Origin of the sequence: Mesorhizobium sp. IMUNJ 23033 (genome assembly GCF_044778005.1) — a bacterium.
Taxonomy (GTDB): Bacteria; Pseudomonadota; Alphaproteobacteria; order Rhizobiales; family Rhizobiaceae; genus Mesorhizobium; species Mesorhizobium amorphae_A.
Window position 1 is genome coordinate 1 of record NZ_JBJACT010000028.1, and the last position, 16,969, is coordinate 16,969.

General features: G+C 62.5%; 28 protein-coding genes and 1 pseudogene. All 29 read left to right on the forward strand.

Features of this window, described 5'->3' with window-relative positions; translation table 11 throughout:
• A pseudogene (tuf, locus tag ACFX5Q_RS25530) lies at positions 1-126 on the forward strand (elongation factor Tu); the annotation flags it as partial.
• 69 nt (positions 127-195) lie between these two features.
• A complete protein-coding gene (rpsJ, locus tag ACFX5Q_RS25535; RefSeq protein WP_006205468.1) occupies positions 196-504 on the forward strand; it encodes a 30S ribosomal protein S10 in 309 nt (102 codons plus the stop codon).
• A 61-nt stretch (positions 505-565) separates the two neighbouring features.
• On the forward strand, positions 566-1,294 hold the full coding sequence (gene rplC / locus ACFX5Q_RS25540) for a 50S ribosomal protein L3 (protein ID WP_404282540.1): 729 nt from the start codon (positions 566-568) through the stop codon (positions 1,292-1,294).
• Positions 1,294-1,914 carry a 50S ribosomal protein L4 gene (gene rplD / locus ACFX5Q_RS25545; protein WP_404282542.1) on the forward strand — a complete coding sequence of 207 codons (621 nt, stop codon included), beginning with the start codon at positions 1,294-1,296 and terminating at the stop codon, positions 1,912-1,914. The genes rplC and rplD overlap by 1 nt, the downstream gene beginning before the upstream one ends.
• Positions 1,911-2,204, forward strand: coding sequence for a 50S ribosomal protein L23 (locus tag ACFX5Q_RS25550; protein ID WP_006205465.1), 294 nt, complete (start codon positions 1,911-1,913; stop codon positions 2,202-2,204). Before rplD ends, ACFX5Q_RS25550 begins: the two co-directional genes overlap by 4 nt.
• A gap of 22 nt (positions 2,205-2,226) precedes the next feature.
• Positions 2,227-3,060 (forward strand): 50S ribosomal protein L2, encoded by an 834-nt coding sequence (gene rplB / locus ACFX5Q_RS25555; protein WP_006205464.1) that lies wholly within the window; start codon positions 2,227-2,229, stop codon positions 3,058-3,060.
• Positions 3,061-3,076: 16 nt separating this feature from the next.
• Positions 3,077-3,355, forward strand: a complete 279-nt coding sequence (gene rpsS, locus ACFX5Q_RS25560; protein ID WP_006205463.1) for a 30S ribosomal protein S19 — start codon at positions 3,077-3,079, stop codon at positions 3,353-3,355.
• Between the two features lie 2 nt (positions 3,356-3,357).
• A complete protein-coding gene (rplV, locus tag ACFX5Q_RS25565) occupies positions 3,358-3,747 on the forward strand; it encodes a 50S ribosomal protein L22 (RefSeq protein WP_006205462.1) in 390 nt (129 codons plus the stop codon).
• Positions 3,747-4,475: a 30S ribosomal protein S3 gene (gene rpsC / locus ACFX5Q_RS25570; protein WP_192181211.1), complete on the forward strand. Its 729-nt coding sequence runs from the start codon at positions 3,747-3,749 to the stop codon at positions 4,473-4,475. The genes rplV and rpsC overlap by 1 nt, the downstream gene beginning before the upstream one ends.
• 27 nt (positions 4,476-4,502) lie before the next feature.
• Positions 4,503-4,916, forward strand: a complete 414-nt coding sequence (rplP, locus tag ACFX5Q_RS25575; RefSeq protein ID WP_006205460.1) for a 50S ribosomal protein L16 — start codon at positions 4,503-4,505, stop codon at positions 4,914-4,916.
• 13 nt (positions 4,917-4,929) lie between these two features.
• Positions 4,930-5,130 (forward strand): 50S ribosomal protein L29, encoded by a 201-nt coding sequence (gene rpmC, locus ACFX5Q_RS25580; protein ID WP_006205459.1) that lies wholly within the window; start codon positions 4,930-4,932, stop codon positions 5,128-5,130.
• Between the two features lie 11 nt (positions 5,131-5,141).
• Positions 5,142-5,381 (forward strand): 30S ribosomal protein S17, encoded by a 240-nt coding sequence (gene rpsQ, locus ACFX5Q_RS25585; protein WP_006205458.1) that lies wholly within the window; start codon positions 5,142-5,144, stop codon positions 5,379-5,381.
• 72 nt (positions 5,382-5,453) lie between these two features.
• Positions 5,454-5,822: a 50S ribosomal protein L14 gene (gene rplN / locus ACFX5Q_RS25590; RefSeq protein ID WP_006205457.1), complete on the forward strand. Its 369-nt coding sequence runs from the start codon at positions 5,454-5,456 to the stop codon at positions 5,820-5,822.
• 12 nt (positions 5,823-5,834) lie between these two features.
• Entirely contained in the window at positions 5,835-6,149 is a 315-nt protein-coding gene (rplX, locus tag ACFX5Q_RS25595; RefSeq protein WP_006205456.1) for a 50S ribosomal protein L24, read from the forward strand.
• Entirely contained in the window at positions 6,142-6,720 is a 579-nt protein-coding gene (rplE, locus tag ACFX5Q_RS25600; protein WP_006205455.1) for a 50S ribosomal protein L5, read from the forward strand. Before rplX ends, rplE begins: the two co-directional genes overlap by 8 nt.
• Before the next feature lie 26 nt (positions 6,721-6,746).
• Positions 6,747-7,052, forward strand: coding sequence for a 30S ribosomal protein S14 (gene rpsN / locus ACFX5Q_RS25605; protein WP_404282552.1), 306 nt, complete (start codon positions 6,747-6,749; stop codon positions 7,050-7,052).
• A 12-nt stretch (positions 7,053-7,064) separates the two neighbouring features.
• Positions 7,065-7,463: a 30S ribosomal protein S8 gene (rpsH, locus tag ACFX5Q_RS25610; protein WP_006205453.1), complete on the forward strand. Its 399-nt coding sequence runs from the start codon at positions 7,065-7,067 to the stop codon at positions 7,461-7,463.
• An 89-nt stretch (positions 7,464-7,552) separates the two neighbouring features.
• Positions 7,553-8,086 (forward strand): 50S ribosomal protein L6, encoded by a 534-nt coding sequence (gene rplF, locus ACFX5Q_RS25615; protein WP_006205452.1) that lies wholly within the window; start codon positions 7,553-7,555, stop codon positions 8,084-8,086.
• A gap of 88 nt (positions 8,087-8,174) precedes the next feature.
• The gene (rplR, locus tag ACFX5Q_RS25620) at positions 8,175-8,534 is read left to right on the forward strand and encodes a 50S ribosomal protein L18 (protein ID WP_006205451.1); all 360 of its coding nucleotides are present in this window, start codon (positions 8,175-8,177) and stop codon (positions 8,532-8,534) included.
• A 78-nt stretch (positions 8,535-8,612) separates the two neighbouring features.
• Positions 8,613-9,176 carry a 30S ribosomal protein S5 gene (gene rpsE / locus ACFX5Q_RS25625; protein WP_006205450.1) on the forward strand — a complete coding sequence of 188 codons (564 nt, stop codon included), beginning with the start codon at positions 8,613-8,615 and terminating at the stop codon, positions 9,174-9,176.
• A 25-nt stretch (positions 9,177-9,201) separates the two neighbouring features.
• Positions 9,202-9,399 (forward strand): 50S ribosomal protein L30, encoded by a 198-nt coding sequence (gene rpmD / locus ACFX5Q_RS25630; protein ID WP_006205449.1) that lies wholly within the window; start codon positions 9,202-9,204, stop codon positions 9,397-9,399.
• Positions 9,400-9,421: 22 nt separating this feature from the next.
• Complete coding sequence (gene rplO / locus ACFX5Q_RS25635; RefSeq protein WP_006205448.1) at positions 9,422-9,895, forward strand: 50S ribosomal protein L15; 474 nt, start codon at positions 9,422-9,424, stop codon at positions 9,893-9,895.
• Between the two features lie 193 nt (positions 9,896-10,088).
• Positions 10,089-11,429: a preprotein translocase subunit SecY gene (secY, locus tag ACFX5Q_RS25640; RefSeq protein WP_404282557.1), complete on the forward strand. Its 1,341-nt coding sequence runs from the start codon at positions 10,089-10,091 to the stop codon at positions 11,427-11,429.
• A complete protein-coding gene (locus tag ACFX5Q_RS25645) occupies positions 11,426-12,025 on the forward strand; it encodes an adenylate kinase (protein ID WP_192181209.1) in 600 nt (199 codons plus the stop codon). The genes secY and ACFX5Q_RS25645 overlap by 4 nt, the downstream gene beginning before the upstream one ends.
• Positions 12,026-12,222: 197 nt before the next feature.
• On the forward strand, positions 12,223-12,591 hold the full coding sequence (rpsM, locus tag ACFX5Q_RS25650) for a 30S ribosomal protein S13 (RefSeq protein WP_006205445.1): 369 nt from the start codon (positions 12,223-12,225) through the stop codon (positions 12,589-12,591).
• 121 nt (positions 12,592-12,712) lie between these two features.
• Entirely contained in the window at positions 12,713-13,102 is a 390-nt protein-coding gene (gene rpsK / locus ACFX5Q_RS25655; RefSeq protein ID WP_006205444.1) for a 30S ribosomal protein S11, read from the forward strand.
• Between the two features lie 99 nt (positions 13,103-13,201).
• Positions 13,202-14,212: a DNA-directed RNA polymerase subunit alpha gene (locus ACFX5Q_RS25660; protein WP_006205443.1), complete on the forward strand. Its 1,011-nt coding sequence runs from the start codon at positions 13,202-13,204 to the stop codon at positions 14,210-14,212.
• 39 nt (positions 14,213-14,251) lie between these two features.
• The gene (rplQ, locus tag ACFX5Q_RS25665; protein WP_192181208.1) at positions 14,252-14,683 is read left to right on the forward strand and encodes a 50S ribosomal protein L17; all 432 of its coding nucleotides are present in this window, start codon (positions 14,252-14,254) and stop codon (positions 14,681-14,683) included.
• 792 nt (positions 14,684-15,475) lie between these two features.
• Positions 15,476-16,969: a DegQ family serine endoprotease gene (locus tag ACFX5Q_RS25670; RefSeq protein ID WP_404282562.1), complete on the forward strand. Its 1,494-nt coding sequence runs from the start codon at positions 15,476-15,478 to the stop codon at positions 16,967-16,969.

Here is a 16,969-nt window from a genome sequence, read left to right on the forward strand (position 1 = left end):
GGCGACAACATCACGGTCGATGTCGAGCTGATCGTGCCGATCGCCATGGAAGAGAAGCTGCGCTTCGCCATCCGTGAAGGCGGCCGCACCGTCGGTGCCGGCATCGTCGTCACCATCAAAGAGTAATTTGGACTTAAACCGATCTGTCGCGGGCGCGGGAGTTGCCCGCGCCGCGCCAGAACAAGGAAGTGACGCATGAACGGACAGAATATCCGCATCCGCCTGAAGGCGTTTGATCACCGGGTGCTCGACGCCTCGACACGGGAAATCGTGTCGACGGCCAAGCGCACCGGCGCCAACGTCCGCGGCCCCATTCCGCTGCCGACGCGGATCGAAAAGTTTACGGTCAACCGGTCGCCTCACGTCGACAAGAAGAGCCGCGAGCAGTTCGAGATGCGCACGCACAAGCGTCTGCTCGACATCGTCGATCCGACCCCGCAGACGGTCGATGCTTTGATGAAGCTCGATCTGGCCGCCGGTGTGGACGTCGAGATCAAGCTCTAAGGGAATGAGAGCGCGGTAAGGGGCGGTGCCCCTGGCCCGGAACTCTAAAGGAATTGAACCGATGCGTTCAGGTGTGATTGCAAAGAAGGTGGGAATGACCCGCATCTATAATGATGCCGGGGAGCATGTTCCCGTCACCGTTCTCCAGATGGAGAACTGCCAGGTCGTGGCGCAGCGCACGCAGGAGAAGAACGGCTATACCGCCGTCCAGCTCGGCGTTGGCCTTGCCAAGGTGAAGAACACGTCGAAGGCGATGCGCGGCCATTTCGCGACCGCTTCCGTCGAGCCGAAGGCGAAGGTCGCCGAGTTCCGCGTCTCCGCCGACAACATGATCGATGTCGGCGCCGAGATCACGGTCGAGCACTTCGTCGCCGGCCAGAAGGTCGATGTGACGGGCACGACGATCGGCAAGGGTTTCCAGGGCGTCATCAAGCGTCACCACATGGGTGGCGGCCGCGCAACGCACGGTAACTCGGTATCGCACCGTACGCACGGCTCGACCGGCCAGCGCCAGGACCCGGGCAAGGTGTTCAAGGGCAAGCATATGGCTGGCCACATGGGTGACACCCGCGTCACCACGCAGAATGTCGAGATCGTTTCGACCGACGCCGACCGCGGCCTGATCCTGATCCGCGGTGCGGTTCCCGGTTCGAAGGGTGCATGGATCCTGGTCCGCGACGCGGCCAAGGTTGCGCTGCCGGCCAATGCGCCGAAGCCTGCCGCGATCCGTGCCGTTGCTGCCGAAAGTGGCGCCAAGAACGATGCCTCGGCCACAGAGGGAGCGGAATAATGGACCTCAAGATCACAACGCTGGGCGGCAAGGACGCCGGCAAGGTGAAACTCTCCGAGGAGATTTTCGGCCTTGATCCGCGCGAGGACATCCTGCAGCGCGTCGTGCGCTGGCAGCTGGCCAAGAAGCAGCAGGGCACGCACAAGGCCAAGGGCCGCGCCGAGATCGCGCGCACCGGCGCCAAGATGTACAAGCAGAAGGGTACGGGCCGCGCCCGTCACCATTCGGCACGCGCTCCGCAGTTCCGCGGCGGCGGCAAGGCACACGGCCCGGTCGTTCGCAGCCACGAGCACGACCTGCCGAAGAAGGTTCGCGCGCTCGGCCTCAAGCATGCTCTCTCGGCCAAGGCCAAGAGCGCGTCGATCATCGTCATCGACGAGCTGAAGATGACCGAGGCCAAGACAAAGGCGCTGATCGCGAATTTCGCGACGCTCGGCCTGACCAACGCCTTGGTGATCGGCGGCGCCGAGCTTGACCAGAACTTCAAGCTGGCGGCGACCAACATCCCGAACATCGACGTGCTGCCCATCCAGGGCATCAACGTCTACGACATTCTGCGCCGCGGCACGCTGGTCCTTTCGAAGGCCGCCGTCGAGGCTCTCGAGGAGCGCTTCAAATGACCGACCTTCGTCACTACGACGTGATCGTTTCGCCGGCGATCACCGAAAAGTCGACCATGGCTTCCGAGCAGAATCAGGTCGTCTTCAACGTCGCCAAGAAGGCGTCGAAGCCGGAAATCAAGGCCGCTGTCGAAGCGCTGTTTGGCGTCAAGGTGATGGCCGTGAACACGCTTGTCCGCAAGGGCAAGATCAAGCGCTTCCGCGGCACGATCGGCCGCCAGAGCGACGTCAAGAAGGCGGTAGTGACGCTGGCCGACGGCCAGTCGATCGACGTCGCGACGGGTCTCTGAGCTAGGCCGCGAGGACAGGACAATGGCACTTAAGAAATTCAACCCGGTAACGCCGAGCACCCGCCAGCTGGTCATCGTCGACCGCTCGGGCCTCTACAAGGGCAAGCCCGTCAAGGGCCTGACCGAAGGCCTGACCAAGTCGGGCGGCCGCAACAATCACGGCCGCATCACTGCCCGCTTCATCGGCGGCGGGCACAAGCGTACGTACCGCATCATCGACTTCAAGCGCCGCAAGTTCGACGTCGTCGGCACGGTGGAGCGCATCGAATACGATCCGAACCGCAGCGCCTTCATCGCTCTGATCAAGTACGACGATGGCGAGCTGTCCTACATCATCGCCCCGCAGCGCCTTGCCGCCGGCGACAAGATCGTGGCCGGCGAAGCGGTCGACGTGAAGCCGGGCAATGCGATGCCGCTGGCCTCGATGCCGGTCGGCACGATCGTCCACAACATCGAGCTGAAGCCGGGCAAGGGCGCCCAGGTTGCCCGTTCGGCGGGCGGCTACGCCCAGCTCGTCGGCCGCGACCAGGGCATGGCGATCCTGCGCCTCAACTCGGGCGAGCAGCGTGTCGTGCACGGCTCCTGCATGGCGACCGTCGGCGCGGTGTCGAACCCCGACCACGGCAACATCAATGACGGCAAGGCAGGCCGCACCGTGTGGCGCGGCAAGCGCCCGCACAATCGCGGCGTGACCATGAACCCGGTCGACCATCCGCATGGCGGCGGCGAAGGCCGCACCTCGGGTGGCCGCCATCCGGTTTCGCCCTGGGGCAAGCCGACCAAGGGCAAGAAGACGCGGTCCAACAAGGCGACCGACAAGTTCATCCTGCGCTCGCGCCATCAGCGCAAGAGCTAAGAAGAGGTAACGCCAAGTGACTCGTTCTATTTGGAAAGGCCCCTTCATCGACGGCTACCTTCTCAAGAAGGTGGACAAGGTTCGTGAAGGTGGTCGCAATGAGGTGATCAAGATGTGGAGCCGCCGCTCCACCATCCTGCCGCAGTTCGTCGGCTTCACCTTCGGTGTCTACAACGGCCAGAAGCATGTTCCCGTCTCCGTGAACGAGGACATGGTCGGTCACAAGTTCGGTGAATTCGCTCCGACCCGGACCTATTACGGTCACGGCGCGGATAAGAAGGCGAAGAGGAAATAATCATGGGCAAGGCCAAAGCTCCGCGCAGGCTTGCTGACAACGAAGCGCGCGCCGTTCTGCGCACGATCCGTATCAGCCCGCAGAAGCTGAACCTGGTTGCCGCGCTGATCCGCGGCAAGAAGGTCGCGACAGCGCTTTCCGACCTCGAATTCTCGGCCAAGCGGATTTCCGGCACGGTCAAGAAGACGCTGGAATCGGCGATCGCCAACGCGGAAAACAACCACGACCTCGACGTCGATGCGCTGATCGTGGCGGAAGCCTATGTCGGCAAGTCGATCGTCATGAAGCGGTTCCATGCCCGTGGCCGTGGTCGCGCCAGCCGTATCGAGAAGCCGTTCTCGCACCTCACGATCGTCGTTCGTGAAGTCGAGGAAAAAGGGGAGGCCGCATAATGGGCCAGAAAGTCAATCCGATCGGGCTGCGTCTCGGCATCAACCGTACCTGGGATTCGCGCTGGTTCGCGAACACCGGCGAATACGGCCAGCTGCTGCATGAGGACATCAAGATCCGCAAGTATCTTGAGAAGGAACTCAAGCAGGCCGCGATCTCGAAGGTCGTGATCGAGCGTCCGCACAAGAAGTGCCGCGTCACCATCCATGCGGCGCGTCCGGGCCTGATCATCGGCAAGAAGGGCGCCGACATCGAGAAGCTTCGCAAGAAGCTGATGGAGATGACGAAGTCCGAGACGCACCTCAACATCGTCGAGGTGCGCAAGCCCGAGATCGACGCGACGCTGGTCGCCCAGTCGATCGCCCAGCAGCTCGAGCGCCGAATCGCGTTCCGCCGCGCCATGAAGCGCGCCGTGCAGTCGGCGATGCGCCTCGGTGCCGAAGGCATCCGCATCAACTGCTCGGGACGTCTGGGCGGCGCCGAAATCGCGCGCATGGAATGGTACCGCGAAGGCCGCGTGCCGCTGCATACGCTGCGCGCCGACGTCGACTACGGCACGGCCGAGGCGCAGACCGCCTACGGCATCTGCGGCGTCAAGGTCTGGGTGTTCAAGGGCGAGATCCTCGAGCACGACCCGATGGCTTCGGAGCGCCGCGCCACCGAGGGCGATCATTCGCATGGCGGTGGTGGTGGCGAGCGCGAACGCGGTCGCCGTCGCGAAAACGCCTGAGACATTTAGGAATTTGGAGTTAGAACGATGCTGCAGCCAAAGCGCACAAAGTTCCGCAAGCAGTTCAAGGGCCGCATCCATGGTACCGCCAAGGGCGGCACCAACCTGGATTTCGGCGGTTTCGGGCTGAAGGCGCTTGAGCCGAACCGCGTCACCGCGCGCGAGATCGAGGCGGCTCGCCGCGCGATCACCCGCGAGATGAAGCGCGCCGGCCGCGTCTGGATCCGTATTTTCCCGGACGTGCCGGTCACTTCGAAGCCGACCGAAGTCCGCATGGGCAAGGGTAAGGGCGCGGTCGACTACTGGGCGGCGCGCGTCAAGCCGGGCCGCATCATGTTCGAGATCGACGGCGTCAACGAAGAAACCGCCCGTGAGGCGCTGCGTCTCGGCGCGGCCAAGCTCTCGGTCAGGACGCGCTTCGTACAGCGCATCGCAGAATAAGGACGGGCTGATCATGAAAGCCGAAGACATCCGGACCAAGACCCAGGACCAGCTGACCGACGATTTGGCCAGCCTGAAGAAGGAGCAGTTCAACCTGCGCTTTCAGAAGGCCACCGGCCAGCTCGAGAAGACCGCGCGCGTGAGGCAGGTCCGCAAGGACATTGCGCGCATCAAGACCATCGCTGCGGAAAAGTCCGCGGCCAAGAAGGCTTAAGGACGAAAACCATGCCAAAGCGCATTCTGCAGGGCACCGTCGTCAGCGACAAGAACGAGAAGACGGTTGTCGTCAAGGTCGAACGGCGCTTCACGCATCCCGTGATGAAGAAGACCGTGCGCATGACCAAGAAGTACAAGGCGCACGACGAGAACAACGCCCACAAGGTTGGCGATCAGGTGTTCATCCAGGAATCGAAGCCGATTTCCAAGGACAAGCGCTGGATCGTCGTAGCCTCGGACCAGGCGTAACAAACGAATTTTGGACAGACCGGGGAAGGGTGAAGAACCCGTCCCGTTAAGAAGAGAAGAAGGCGGCCAGTCATGATTCAGATGCAAACAAACCTCGACGTCGCGGATAATTCCGGCGCTCGTCGTGTCATGTGCATCAAGGTGCTGGGCGGCTCGAAGCGGAAATACGCTTCCGTGGGCGACATCATCGTGGTGTCGATCAAGGAAGCCATTCCGCGCGGCCGCGTGAAGAAGGGCGATGTGATGAAGGCGGTCGTGGTTCGCACGGCCAAGGACATCCGCCGCCCGGACGGCAGCGTGATCCGTTTCGACAAGAACGCGGCCGTTCTGGTCGACAACAAGAAAGAGCCGATCGGCACGCGTATCTTCGGACCGGTTCCGCGCGAACTCCGCGCCAAGAACCACATGAAGATCATCTCGCTCGCGCCTGAAGTGCTGTAAGGAGCCGGACCAATGCAAAAGATTAGAAAAGGCGACAAGGTCGTCGTGCTGGCCGGCAAGGACAAGGGCCGTTCGGGCGAAGTCCTCTCGGTGCAGCCGAAGGACGACACCGCGCTGGTGCGCGGCGTCAACATGATCCGTCGTCACCAGAAGCAGTCCCAGTCCCAAGAGGGCGGGATCATCACCAAGGAAGCGCCGATCCAGCTGTCGAACATCGCGCTGGCCGACCCCAAGGATGGCAAGCCGACCCGCGTCGGCTTCATCTTCCAGAAGGACGGCAAGAAGGTGCGCGTCGCCAAGCGCTCGGGAGAAGTCATCAATGGCTAAGGCTCAATCCAAGCAGGCGGCTGCCGCCAACACGCCGCGCCTCAAGCAGGTCTACAACGAGACCATCCGCAAGGCGCTGCAGGAGCAGTTCGGCTACGAGAACGAGATGCAGGTTCCGCGCATCGACAAGATCGTGCTGAACATGGGCGTCGGCGAAGCGACCGGCGATTCGAAGAAGCCTTCGATCGCGGCCGAAGACCTGGCGATGATCGCCGGCCAGAAGGCCGTCGTCACCCGCGCCCGCAATTCGATCGCCGGCTTCAAGGTCCGCGAGAAGATGCCGATCGGCGCCAAGGTCACGCTGCGCAAGGAACGCATGTACGAGTTCCTCGACCGTCTCGTGAACATCGCGCTGCCGCGCGTCCGCGACTTCCGCGGACTCAATCCGAAGAGCTTCGATGGCCGTGGCAACTACGCCATGGGCATCAAGGAACACATCGTGTTCCCGGAGATCAACTACGACAAGGTTGATCAGGTCTGGGGCATGGACGTCATCGTTTGTACGACGGCGAAGACGGACGACGAAGCCAGGGCATTGCTCAAGGCTTTCAACTTCCCCTTCCGCCAGTAACGGCAGCGAAAAAGGAAAAATCTGAAATGGCAAAGACCAGCTCAGTCGAGAAGAACAACAGGCGCCGGAAGCTTGCGGACCAGTTTGCCGCCAAGCGCAAGGCGCTCAAGGCCATCATCATGGATCAGTCCAAGCCGATGGAAGAGCGCTTCCGCGCCCAGTTGAAACTCGCGGCGTTGCCGCGCAACTCGGCCAAGATCCGCATCCGCAACCGCTGCGAAGTCACTGGCCGTCCGCGTGCCTACTATCGCAAGCTCAAGGTATCGCGCATCGCGCTTCGTGATCTCGGCAATAACGGCCAGATCCCGGGCCTGGTCAAGTCGAGCTGGTAAGGAGGACATAACATGTCATTGAGCGATCCTCTCGGCGATATGCTGACCCGCATCCGCAACGCCTATGGCCGCAAGAAGTCGAGCGTTTCGACGCCGGCCTCGCGCCTGCGTACCCGCGTCCTCGACGTGCTGAAGGCGGAAGGCTATATCCGCGACTACAGCCAGACCGACTTCGACAACGGCAAGTCCGAAATCGAGATCGAGCTGAAGTATTTCGACGGTGCGCCGGTCGTGCGCGAAATCGCCCGCGTCTCGAAGCCTGGCCGCCGTGTCTACGTTTCGGCCAAGTCGATTCCGCACGTCGCCAACGGCCTCGGCATCGCCATCCTTTCGACACCGAAGGGCGTGATGGCCGACCACGAAGCGCGCGAGCAGAATGTCGGTGGCGAAATCCTCTGCCAGATCTTCTGATCTGGCACGAGATATCGAAAGCGGTATCCGGTTTTCGGGAATGCCCGGAAACTGGAACCTGAACCAAGAGAAGTGACGAGGACAACAAAATGTCTCGTATTGGAAAGAAACCCGTTTCGCTGCCGCAGGGCGTGACCGCGTCCGTCAACGGCCAGACCGTGACGGCGAAGGGCCCCAAGGGCGAGCTGAAGTTCGTGGTGAACGACGAAGTGCTGGTCAAGATGGAAGGCACCGAGATCGCCGTCCAGCCGCGCGACCAGACCAAGACCGCCCGCGCCAAGTGGGGCATGTCGCGCACGCAGATCGTCAACATCCTGCAGGGCGTCAAGGACGGCTTTGAGAAGAAGCTCGAGATCACCGGCGTCGGCTATCGTGCCGCCATGCAGGGCAAGAACCTGCAGCTCGCGCTCGGCTTCAGCCATGACGTCGTCTACGAGACGCCGCAGGGCATCACGATCACCGTGCCGAAGCCGACGGAAATCACCGTGACCGGCATCGACAAGCAGATGGTCGGCCAGGTTGCCGCGGAGATCCGCGAGTATCGCGGTCCCGAGCCCTACAAGGGCAAGGGCGTGCGTTACGCCGGCGAGAAGATCGTCCGCAAGGAAGGCAAGAAGAAGTAAGTGTAACGCCGCGGGGAGCGGTCGCGGGAGGCGCTTTCGCTTACCGCACATGGCGGCCCCCGTTTTTTGAAGGCTAGGAAGAACCACCATGGGTACCAAGGAATCCACGCAGCGCCGTGCGCAGCGCGTCCGCCGCCAGATCAAGAAGGTCGCCGGCGAGCGTCCGCGGCTCTCGGTCCACCGCACGTCGAAGAACATCTACGTCCAGGTGATCGACGACGCCAAGGGCCACACCATCGCCGCCGCCTCGACCTTGGAGAAGGACCTCAAGGGTTCGCTCAAGACCGGCGCCGACACCGCGGCTGCCGCCGCGATCGGCAAGCTGATCGCCGAGCGTGCTTCGAAGGCCGGCGTCAAGGAAGTCGTCTTCGACCGTGGTCCGTACATCTATCACGGCCGCGTCAAGGCGCTGGCCGAGGCTGCCCGCGAAGGTGGGCTCAGCTTCTAATTTTTCGCCCCCGGTGACCCAAAGCGGCACCGGATATCATCATCAACCGTGCTTCCGGAAAAAAACAAGGAACAGGATATGGCACAGGAACGTAGGGATGGCGGCCGCGGCCGTGATCGCGAAGAGCGCGACGATGGCATGGTGGACAAGCTCGTCCACATCAACCGCGTCGCCAAGGTCGTCAAGGGCGGCCGTCGCTTCGGTTTTGCAGCACTCGTCGTCGTCGGCGACCAGAAGGGCCGCGTCGGCTTCGGCCACGGCAAGGCGCGCGAAGTGCCGGAGGCGATCCGCAAGGCGACCGAATCGGCCAAGCGCGACATGATCTTCGTGCCGCTGCGCTCGGGCCGTACGCTGCACCACGACGTCGAGGGACGCTGGGGTGCCGGACGCGTGCTACTGCGCGCTGCCAAGCAGGGTACCGGCATCATCGCCGGCGGCCCGATGCGCGCCGTCTTCGAGACGCTCGGCATGCATGACGTGGTCGCCAAGTCGATGGGTTCGTCGAACCCGTACAACATGGTTCGCGCCACGTTCGACGCGCTGAAGAGCCAGATGCATCCGAAGGATGTGGCTGCCGCGCGCGGCATCAAGTATTCGACCCTTCAGGCTCGCCGCGGCACCGCCGTCGCGACCGAAGAATAGTCGACGCTGACCAGGGATTTTGACCATGGCCAAGAAAGCAACCAAGACCATCACCGTCGAGCAGATCGGTTCGCCGATCCGCCGGCCGAAGGAGCAGCGCGCGACGCTGGTCGGCCTCGGCCTCAACAAGATGCACAAGCAGCGCACGCTGGAAGATACGCCCTCCGTGCGCGGCATGATCGCTGCCGTCCAGCATCTCGTCCGCGTCGTGGACGAGGGCTGAGCAAGAGCGCAGGAGAAGCAAGATGAAACTCAACGATCTGCGTGACAAGGACGGCGCGACGCATTCCAAGAAGCGTCTCGGCCGCGGCATCGGTTCCGGCTCGGGCAAGACCGCCGGTCGCGGCGTCAAGGGCCAGAAGGCGCGCTCCGGCGTTGCCGTCAACGGCTTCGAGGGTGGCCAGATGCCACTCTATCGGCGCCTGCCGAAGCGTGGCTTCAACAACATCTTCGCCAAGAGCTTCACCGTTGTGTCGCTGGCCCGCATCCAGGCCGCGATCGACGCCAAGAAGCTCGATGCGAAGGCGACCGTGACGGCCGAGGCCCTCGTCGCCGCCGGTGTCATCCGCCGCGTCAAGGACGGCGTGCGCGTCCTCTCCGACGGCGATCTGAAGGCGAAGCTCGCCTTCGACGTCGCCGGCGCCTCCAAGGCCGCGATCGAGAAGATCGAGAAGGCCGGCGGTTCGGTGAAGGTGCCGGAAAAGGCAGCCGCCGAGTAACGGCGATTTGAAGCGCGATCGGCAAGAGCCGGACTTCGGTTTTGCCCCGAAACGCGCTTTGATCCGATCAATAAGGCGGCCGCGTCAACGCGGCCGCTTGCATGTTCAAGGTCCGGAGCTTATCTCGTGAGCTTCGGTGACACGCACCGCCTGAGCGGCAGGCCATCGAGCGTGACCAAGCGGAGAATCAGGCATGGCTTCGGCTGCTGAACAACTAGCCTCGAATCTGAATTTTTCGGCTTTCGCCAAGGCGGAGGACCTGAAGAAACGCATCTGGTTCACCATCGGCGCGCTGCTCGTCTACCGTCTCGGCACATACATCCCGCTTCCCGGCATCAATCCCGACGCTTTCGCCCAGGCCTTCACCTCGCAGAGCAAGGGCGTGCTCGGCATGTTCAACATGTTCGCCGGCGGCGCCGTGCAGCGCATGGCGATCTTTGCGCTGGGCATCATGCCCTACATCTCCGCCTCCATCATCATGCAGCTGATGACCTCGGTCATCCCGTCGCTGGAGGCGTTGAAGAAGGAAGGCGAGCAGGGCCGCAAGATCATCAACCAGTACACGCGCTACGGCACCGTGCTGCTGGCGCTGGTCCAAGCCTATGGCATTTCGGTCGGCCTGGAAGGCGGCAACGGCATCGTCAACGATCCCGGCATGTTCTTCCGCATCTCGACCGTCGTCACGCTGGTCGGCGGCACCATGTTCCTGATGTGGCTCGGCGAACAGATCACCGCGCGCGGTATCGGCAACGGTATCTCGCTGATCATCTTCTCCGGCATCGTCGCGGGATTGCCGCACGCCATCTCCGGCACGCTGGAACTTGGCCGTACCGGCGCGCTGTCGACCGGCCTCATCCTGGCGATCATCGTGCTGGCCATCGTCGTCATTGCGCTCATCGTGTTTTTCGAGCGCGCCCAGCGCCGCCTGCTGATCCAGTATCCGAAGCGTCAGGTCGGCAACCGCATGTTCCAGGGCGACACTTCGCATCTGCCGTTGAAGCTCAACACGTCGGGCGTCATCCCGCCGATCTTCGCGTCCTCGCTGCTGCTGCTGCCGGCAACGGTCGCGGGCTTCTCGCAGACCACCAACATGCCTGCCTGGGCAAGCACCATCCTGGCGGCGCTCGGCCATGGCCAGCCGCTCTATATGGCGTTCTATGCGGCGATGATCGTGTTCTTCGCCTTCTTCTATACGGCGATCGTCTTCAACCCGAAGGACACCGCCGACCAGCTCAAGAAGCATTCGGGCTTCATCCCGGGTTACCGTCCGGGCGAGCGCACCGCCGATTACATCGACTATGTTCTCACGCGCATCACCGTCGTCGGCGCAATCTACCTGGTGCTGGTGTGTCTGCTGCCCGAATTCCTGATTTCAGCGACTGGCGTACCATTCTACCTCGGTGGCACATCGCTTCTGATCGTGGTCAGTGTCACGCTCGATACGGTGGCGCAGATTCAGGGCCACCTGATCGCGCATCAATATGAAGGCCTGATCAAGAAGTCGAAGCTGCGCGGGGGGAAGAAGGCCAGATGAGGTTGATATTGCTTGGGCCGCCAGGAGCGGGCAAGGGGACGCAAGCACAGAGACTGGTGGAAAAACATGGCATACCCCAGCTATCCACGGGGGACATGCTGCGGGCTGCCGTTCAGGCCGGCACGGAAGTCGGCAAGCGCGCCAAGGCGGTGATGGATGCCGGCGAGCTGGTATCCGACGCCATCGTCAATGCCATCGTGGCCGAGCGTATCGATCAGGCCGATTGCGCGAAGGGCTTCATCCTCGACGGTTACCCGCGCACCCTGGTGCAGGCGGATGCGGTTGAATCGATGCTTGCGGACCGCGGCCTCCATCTCGACGCGGTCATCGAACTTGTCGTCGACGATAAGGCGCTGGTCGGCCGAATCGTCAGACGCGCCGAAGAGGCCAAGGCGGCCGGACAGCCGGTGCGCAAGGACGACAATCCGACGGTGTTCGAGGAGCGCCTGAAGGAATACTACAAGAAGACGTCGCCGCTGATCGGCTACTATTATGCCAAGGGCAGGCTGAAGAGCGTCGACGGCATGGCCGACATCGATACGGTGACGAGAGAGATCGAAGCGGTGCTCAGATCGGTCACCCAGGCGGCGGCATAGAGAAAGTAGACGATTGCGCTTGACTGGAGCGGTCCGCTGGGGTATGGCGGCCCGTCTTCCTATCAGGCATGAGCTTTGCTTGTCCGCAAGGGCAAGGCAGCCGCTTTGAACTGGAAACTCCCGCATGGGCCGGCCTCCACCGGACGCGGGGCAACTGAAGCGCCGGTTCGTCCGGCCCATATGGAGAAGAGAAGAAGATGGCTCGTATAGCCGGCGTCAACATTCCGACCAACAAGCGCGTCGTCATTGCGCTTCAGTACATTCACGGCATTGGCAAGAAGTTCGCCCAGGAGATCGTCGACAAGGTCGGCATCCCGGCCGAGCGCCGCGTCAACCAGCTGACCGACGCGGAAGTGTTGCAGATCCGCGAGACGATCGACCGCGACTACCAGGTCGAGGGCGACCTGCGCCGCGAAGTCTCGATGAACATCAAGCGGCTCATGGACCTCGGCTGCTACCGCGGCCTGCGTCACCGCCGCTCGCTGCCGGTTCGCGGCCAGCGCACGCATACCAATGCGCGCACCCGCAAGGGCCCGGCCAAGTCGATCGCCGGCAAGAAGAAGTAATTGGTGAATGGTGAAATCGTGAATGGTGAATAGCTCGGTCTATTCACCATTGACCATTCACCCCTCACTCGGTGGAGCCGCTGGCATTACGGCGGTGTAGAGATCAACTGAAAGGACCATCATGGCCAAGGAAGCCGCTCGTGTTCGCCGTCGCGAACGCAAGAACATCTCGTCGGGCGTTGCCCACGTCAATTCGACCTTCAACAACACGATGATCACCATCACCGACGCGCAGGGCAATTCGATCGCCTGGTCGTCGGCCGGTGCCCAGGGCTTCAAGGGTTCGCGCAAGTCGACCCCGTTCGCTGCCCAGATGGCTGCTGAGGACGTCGCCAAGAAGGCCCAGGAACACGGCATGCGTATGCTCGAGGTCGAGGTCTGCGGACCCGGCTCCGGTCGTGAATCGGCGTTGCGCGCCCTGCAGGCGGCCGGCTTCACCATCACCTCGATCCGCGATGTGACGCCGATCCCGCACAATGGCTGCCGCCCGCGCAAGAAGCGCCGCGTCTAAGATTACCGAACGCCGCGCGAACGCCAAAAGCGTTCCTCCGCGGCATTCCAGGTCGCCCGCCACGATTGGATGGTGGCGGGGCAACGGAAGGAAAGCATCATGATCCAGAAAAATTGGCAGGAACTGATCAAGCCGAACAAGATCGAGTTCTCGTCGAAGAAGAAGACGCTGACCACGCTGGTCGCCGAACCGCTGGAGCGCGGCTTTGGCCTGACGCTCGGCAACGCCCTGCGCCGCGTGCTTTTGTCTTCGCTGCGCGGTGCGGCTGTGACCGCCGTGCAGATCGACGGCGTTCTGCATGAATTCTCGTCCATCGCCGGCGTGCGTGAAGACGTGACCGATATCGTCTTGAACATCAAGGAAATCGCCATCCGCATGGAAGGCGATGGCCCCAAGCGCATGGTCGTGCGCAAGCAGGGCCCTGGCGCCGTGCTCGCCGGCGACATCCAGACGGTTGGCGACGTCGAGATCCTCAATCCCGACCACGTCATCTGCACGCTGGACGAAGGCGCCGAAATCCGCATGGAATTCACCGTCGACACCGGCAAGGGCTACGTGCCGGCAGAGCGCAACCGTGCCGAGGACGCGCCGATCGGCCTGATCCCGGTCGACAGCCTCTATTCGCCGGTCAAGAAGGTGTCCTACAAGGTCGAGAACACCCGCGAGGGCCAGGTCCTCGACTATGACAAGCTGACCATGACGATCGAGACCGACGGTTCGATCTCGGGCGAGGACGCGGTGGCTTTCGCTGCCCGCATCCTGCAGGACCAGCTTGGCCTGTTCGTCAATTTCGACGAGCCGCAGAAGGAAGTCGCGGCCGAGGCCGTCACCGAGCTCGCCTTCAACCCGGCGCTGCTCAAGAAGGTCGACGAGCTCGAGCTTTCGGTGCGTTCGGCCAACTGCCTGAAGAACGACAACATCGTCTATATCGGCGACCTGATCCAGAAGACCGAAGCCGAGATGCTGCGCACCCCGAACTTCGGCCGCAAGTCGCTAAACGAGATCAAGGAAGTCTTGGCGGCGATGGGCCTGCACCTCGGCATGGAAGTGCCGGATTGGCCGCCGGAAAACATCGAAGACCTCGCCAAGCGTTACGAAGATCAATACTGAGGCTGAGGCCTCGTGAACCCGGAATGAAGGAGAAGAGCCATGCGCCACGGATTTAAAGGCCGCCGGTTCGCCCGCAGCGTCAGCCATCGCAAGTCGATGTTTGCCAACCTCGCCGTGTCGCTGCTCGAGCACGAGCAGATCGTCACCACCCTGCCGAAGGCGAAGGATTTGCGTCCGATCGTCGAGAAGCTGGTGACGCTCGGCAAGCGCGGTGACCTGCATGCGCGCCGCCAGGTGATTGCCCAGATCGGCAATGAAGGCGTCGTCAAGCGTCTGTTCGACACCATCGCGCCGCGCTACGCCACCCGCAACGGCGGCTATCTGCGCATCATGAAGGCGGGCTTCCGCCACGGCGACAATGCCGCAATGGCGGTCATCGAGTTCGTCGATCGCGACACCTCGGCCAAGGGCGCCGGCGACCGCGCCCGCATCGAAGCCGAAGGCACCGACGAGGAAGCCGCAGCCGCATAAGGCTCGGTATCCTGAGAGAGTTCAAAGGGGCCCGCGGGCCCCTTTTTGCTTGCTGTTGTTGTCGTCAATCGGGCAAGACTCAGGTAGTCGGGACCGCTTAGCAGCTTCCAGTTGAAAGCGCCGGGGATCTTTTCGACCTTCGGGTAGGGGTAAGAATAGATGCTGTCGAGCGCGGTGCGGGAATCGATGTTGCTGACCAATCGCGATACAGCTGATTCCGCCAGGTACCTTTGGTCGTCGAACTGGGTGTCGACCCGGAAGTGTATCTGAATCGGGCCGGCGCAGATGTTCAGCAAGATACCATCGCTCATAGCGGCGTAGAACACCTTGGCTTCATCCGGAGCCCACAGGCCCGCTGCCAGGAATTCCGATGGCTTCGTATTTCCGCTGAACCCATCCAGTGAAAGCGCAAGGCGATCAGTGAAAACCTCAAAGTCGCCTTCGAGATAACCAGCTTCTTCAATCTGAAACCAGTTCATCTGGTGAGGCGCTTCGTCATCAAAGGAAATTTCGAGTTTTCCGAAAGTCCAGTTGACTGGATCGGCGTGCTCGGGTCTGCCGAGCGCTTCGGCGATCTCGTCCATTGTCATGTTGGGAGAGACCGCACCCAACTTGCCGGTCTTCAAAAAATTGCGGAATGAAACGATCGGTTTTTTCATGAGGCTGACTAGGCTTTCGGTTTCAAGTCGTCCTATAGCTGCAATTGCCGCCTAGAATAATCGGATTTCAGCGGCTTAGCCTTTCATTTTGCACAATCGTCGGGACAATGGCGCCCGATTTGGAGGATTCGGAATGCGCGTGAAACGGCTGTCCCTTGCTCTTATCTGCGCCCTCATGGCGCTGGCCTTCGTGCCGGCTGCCAGGCAGGCGCTGGCCGAAGACGCCCCCAAGACCGCCGACCCCGGCCTGTCCGACGTGCTGACCGATCTGCTGCATGGCGTCGAGGGCGAGAACGCGACCTCCGGCCCAGACAAGCGTGTGCCGTTCGGCCGCGAGGAAGTGCAGCTTTCCTTCGCGCCGCTGGTCAAGCAGACGGCGCCGGCCGTGGTCAATGTCTATGCCTCGCAGACGGCCAAGGTGACGTCGCCTTTCGAAGGCGACCCGTTCTTCGAGGAGTTCTTCGGGCGGGCGCAGCCTCGCGCGCAGTCCTCGCTGGGCTCCGGTGTGCTGGTCGATCCGAGTGGTGTCATCGTCACCAATTTCCACGTCATCAAGGGCGCCGACGAAGTCAAAGTGGCCACCGCGGACGGACGCGAGTTCACCAGCAAGGTCATGCTCAAGGACGAGACGCTCGATCTTGCCGTCCTCAAGATTTCTTCCGACAAGCCGTTTCCGGTGATTGCGATCGGCGATTCCGACGCGCTCGAAGTGGGCGACCTGTTGCTGGCCATCGGCAATCCGTTCGGTGTCGGCCAGACCACCACCAGCGGCATCGTTTCGGCACTTGCCCGCAGCCATATCGGCGTTTCGGATTCGGGCTACTTCATCCAGACCGATGCCGCCATCAATCCCGGCAATTCCGGCGGCGCGCTGATCAACATGGGCGGCCAACTGGTCGGCATCAACACGGCCATCTACAGTCGCAGCGGCGGCTCGATCGGCATCGGTTTTGCCATCCCCTCGAACATGGTGCGCGCCTTCGCCGATGCAGCCAAGGCCGGGCTCGACTTCTTCGAGCGGCCCTATATCGGCGCCGAATTCGAGGCGGTGACGCCGCAGATCGCTGAATCGCTTGCCATGGAGAAGCCGACCGGAGCGCTGGTCTCGTCGGTCGATGCAGCCGGACCTGCCGGCAAGGCGGGCCTCAAGCCCGGCGATGTCGTGCTGTCGCTCAACGGCACGACTGTCGAAAGCATCGAGGCGCTGGACTACCGGATGGCGACGCTGTCGATCGGCACCAAGGCCAGCTTCGCCGTGCTGAGCAAGGGCCAGCAGGCGACGATGGACATCGCGCTGGAGCGGGCGCCGGAGGGCGCCAAGGCCTCCGAGGTGATACTGCACGGCCGCAGTCCTTTTTCCGGCGCCAAGGTCGCTGAGCTGTCGCCCCGGCTTGCCCAGCGGCTTGGCCTGCGCACGGACATCAAAGGCATCGCCGTGGTCGATATCAATCGCGATTCGCCCGCCGCCGATTTCGGCTTCCAGCCGGGCGACATCGTGCGTGAAGTGAATGGCACCTCCATCGATACGGCAGCGACGCTGGCACAGATAGCCCAGCAGGATACGCGCTGGTGGCGCTTTACCGTCGAGCGCGGCGGGCAGATACTGCGCCAGGTGTTGCGTTACTGA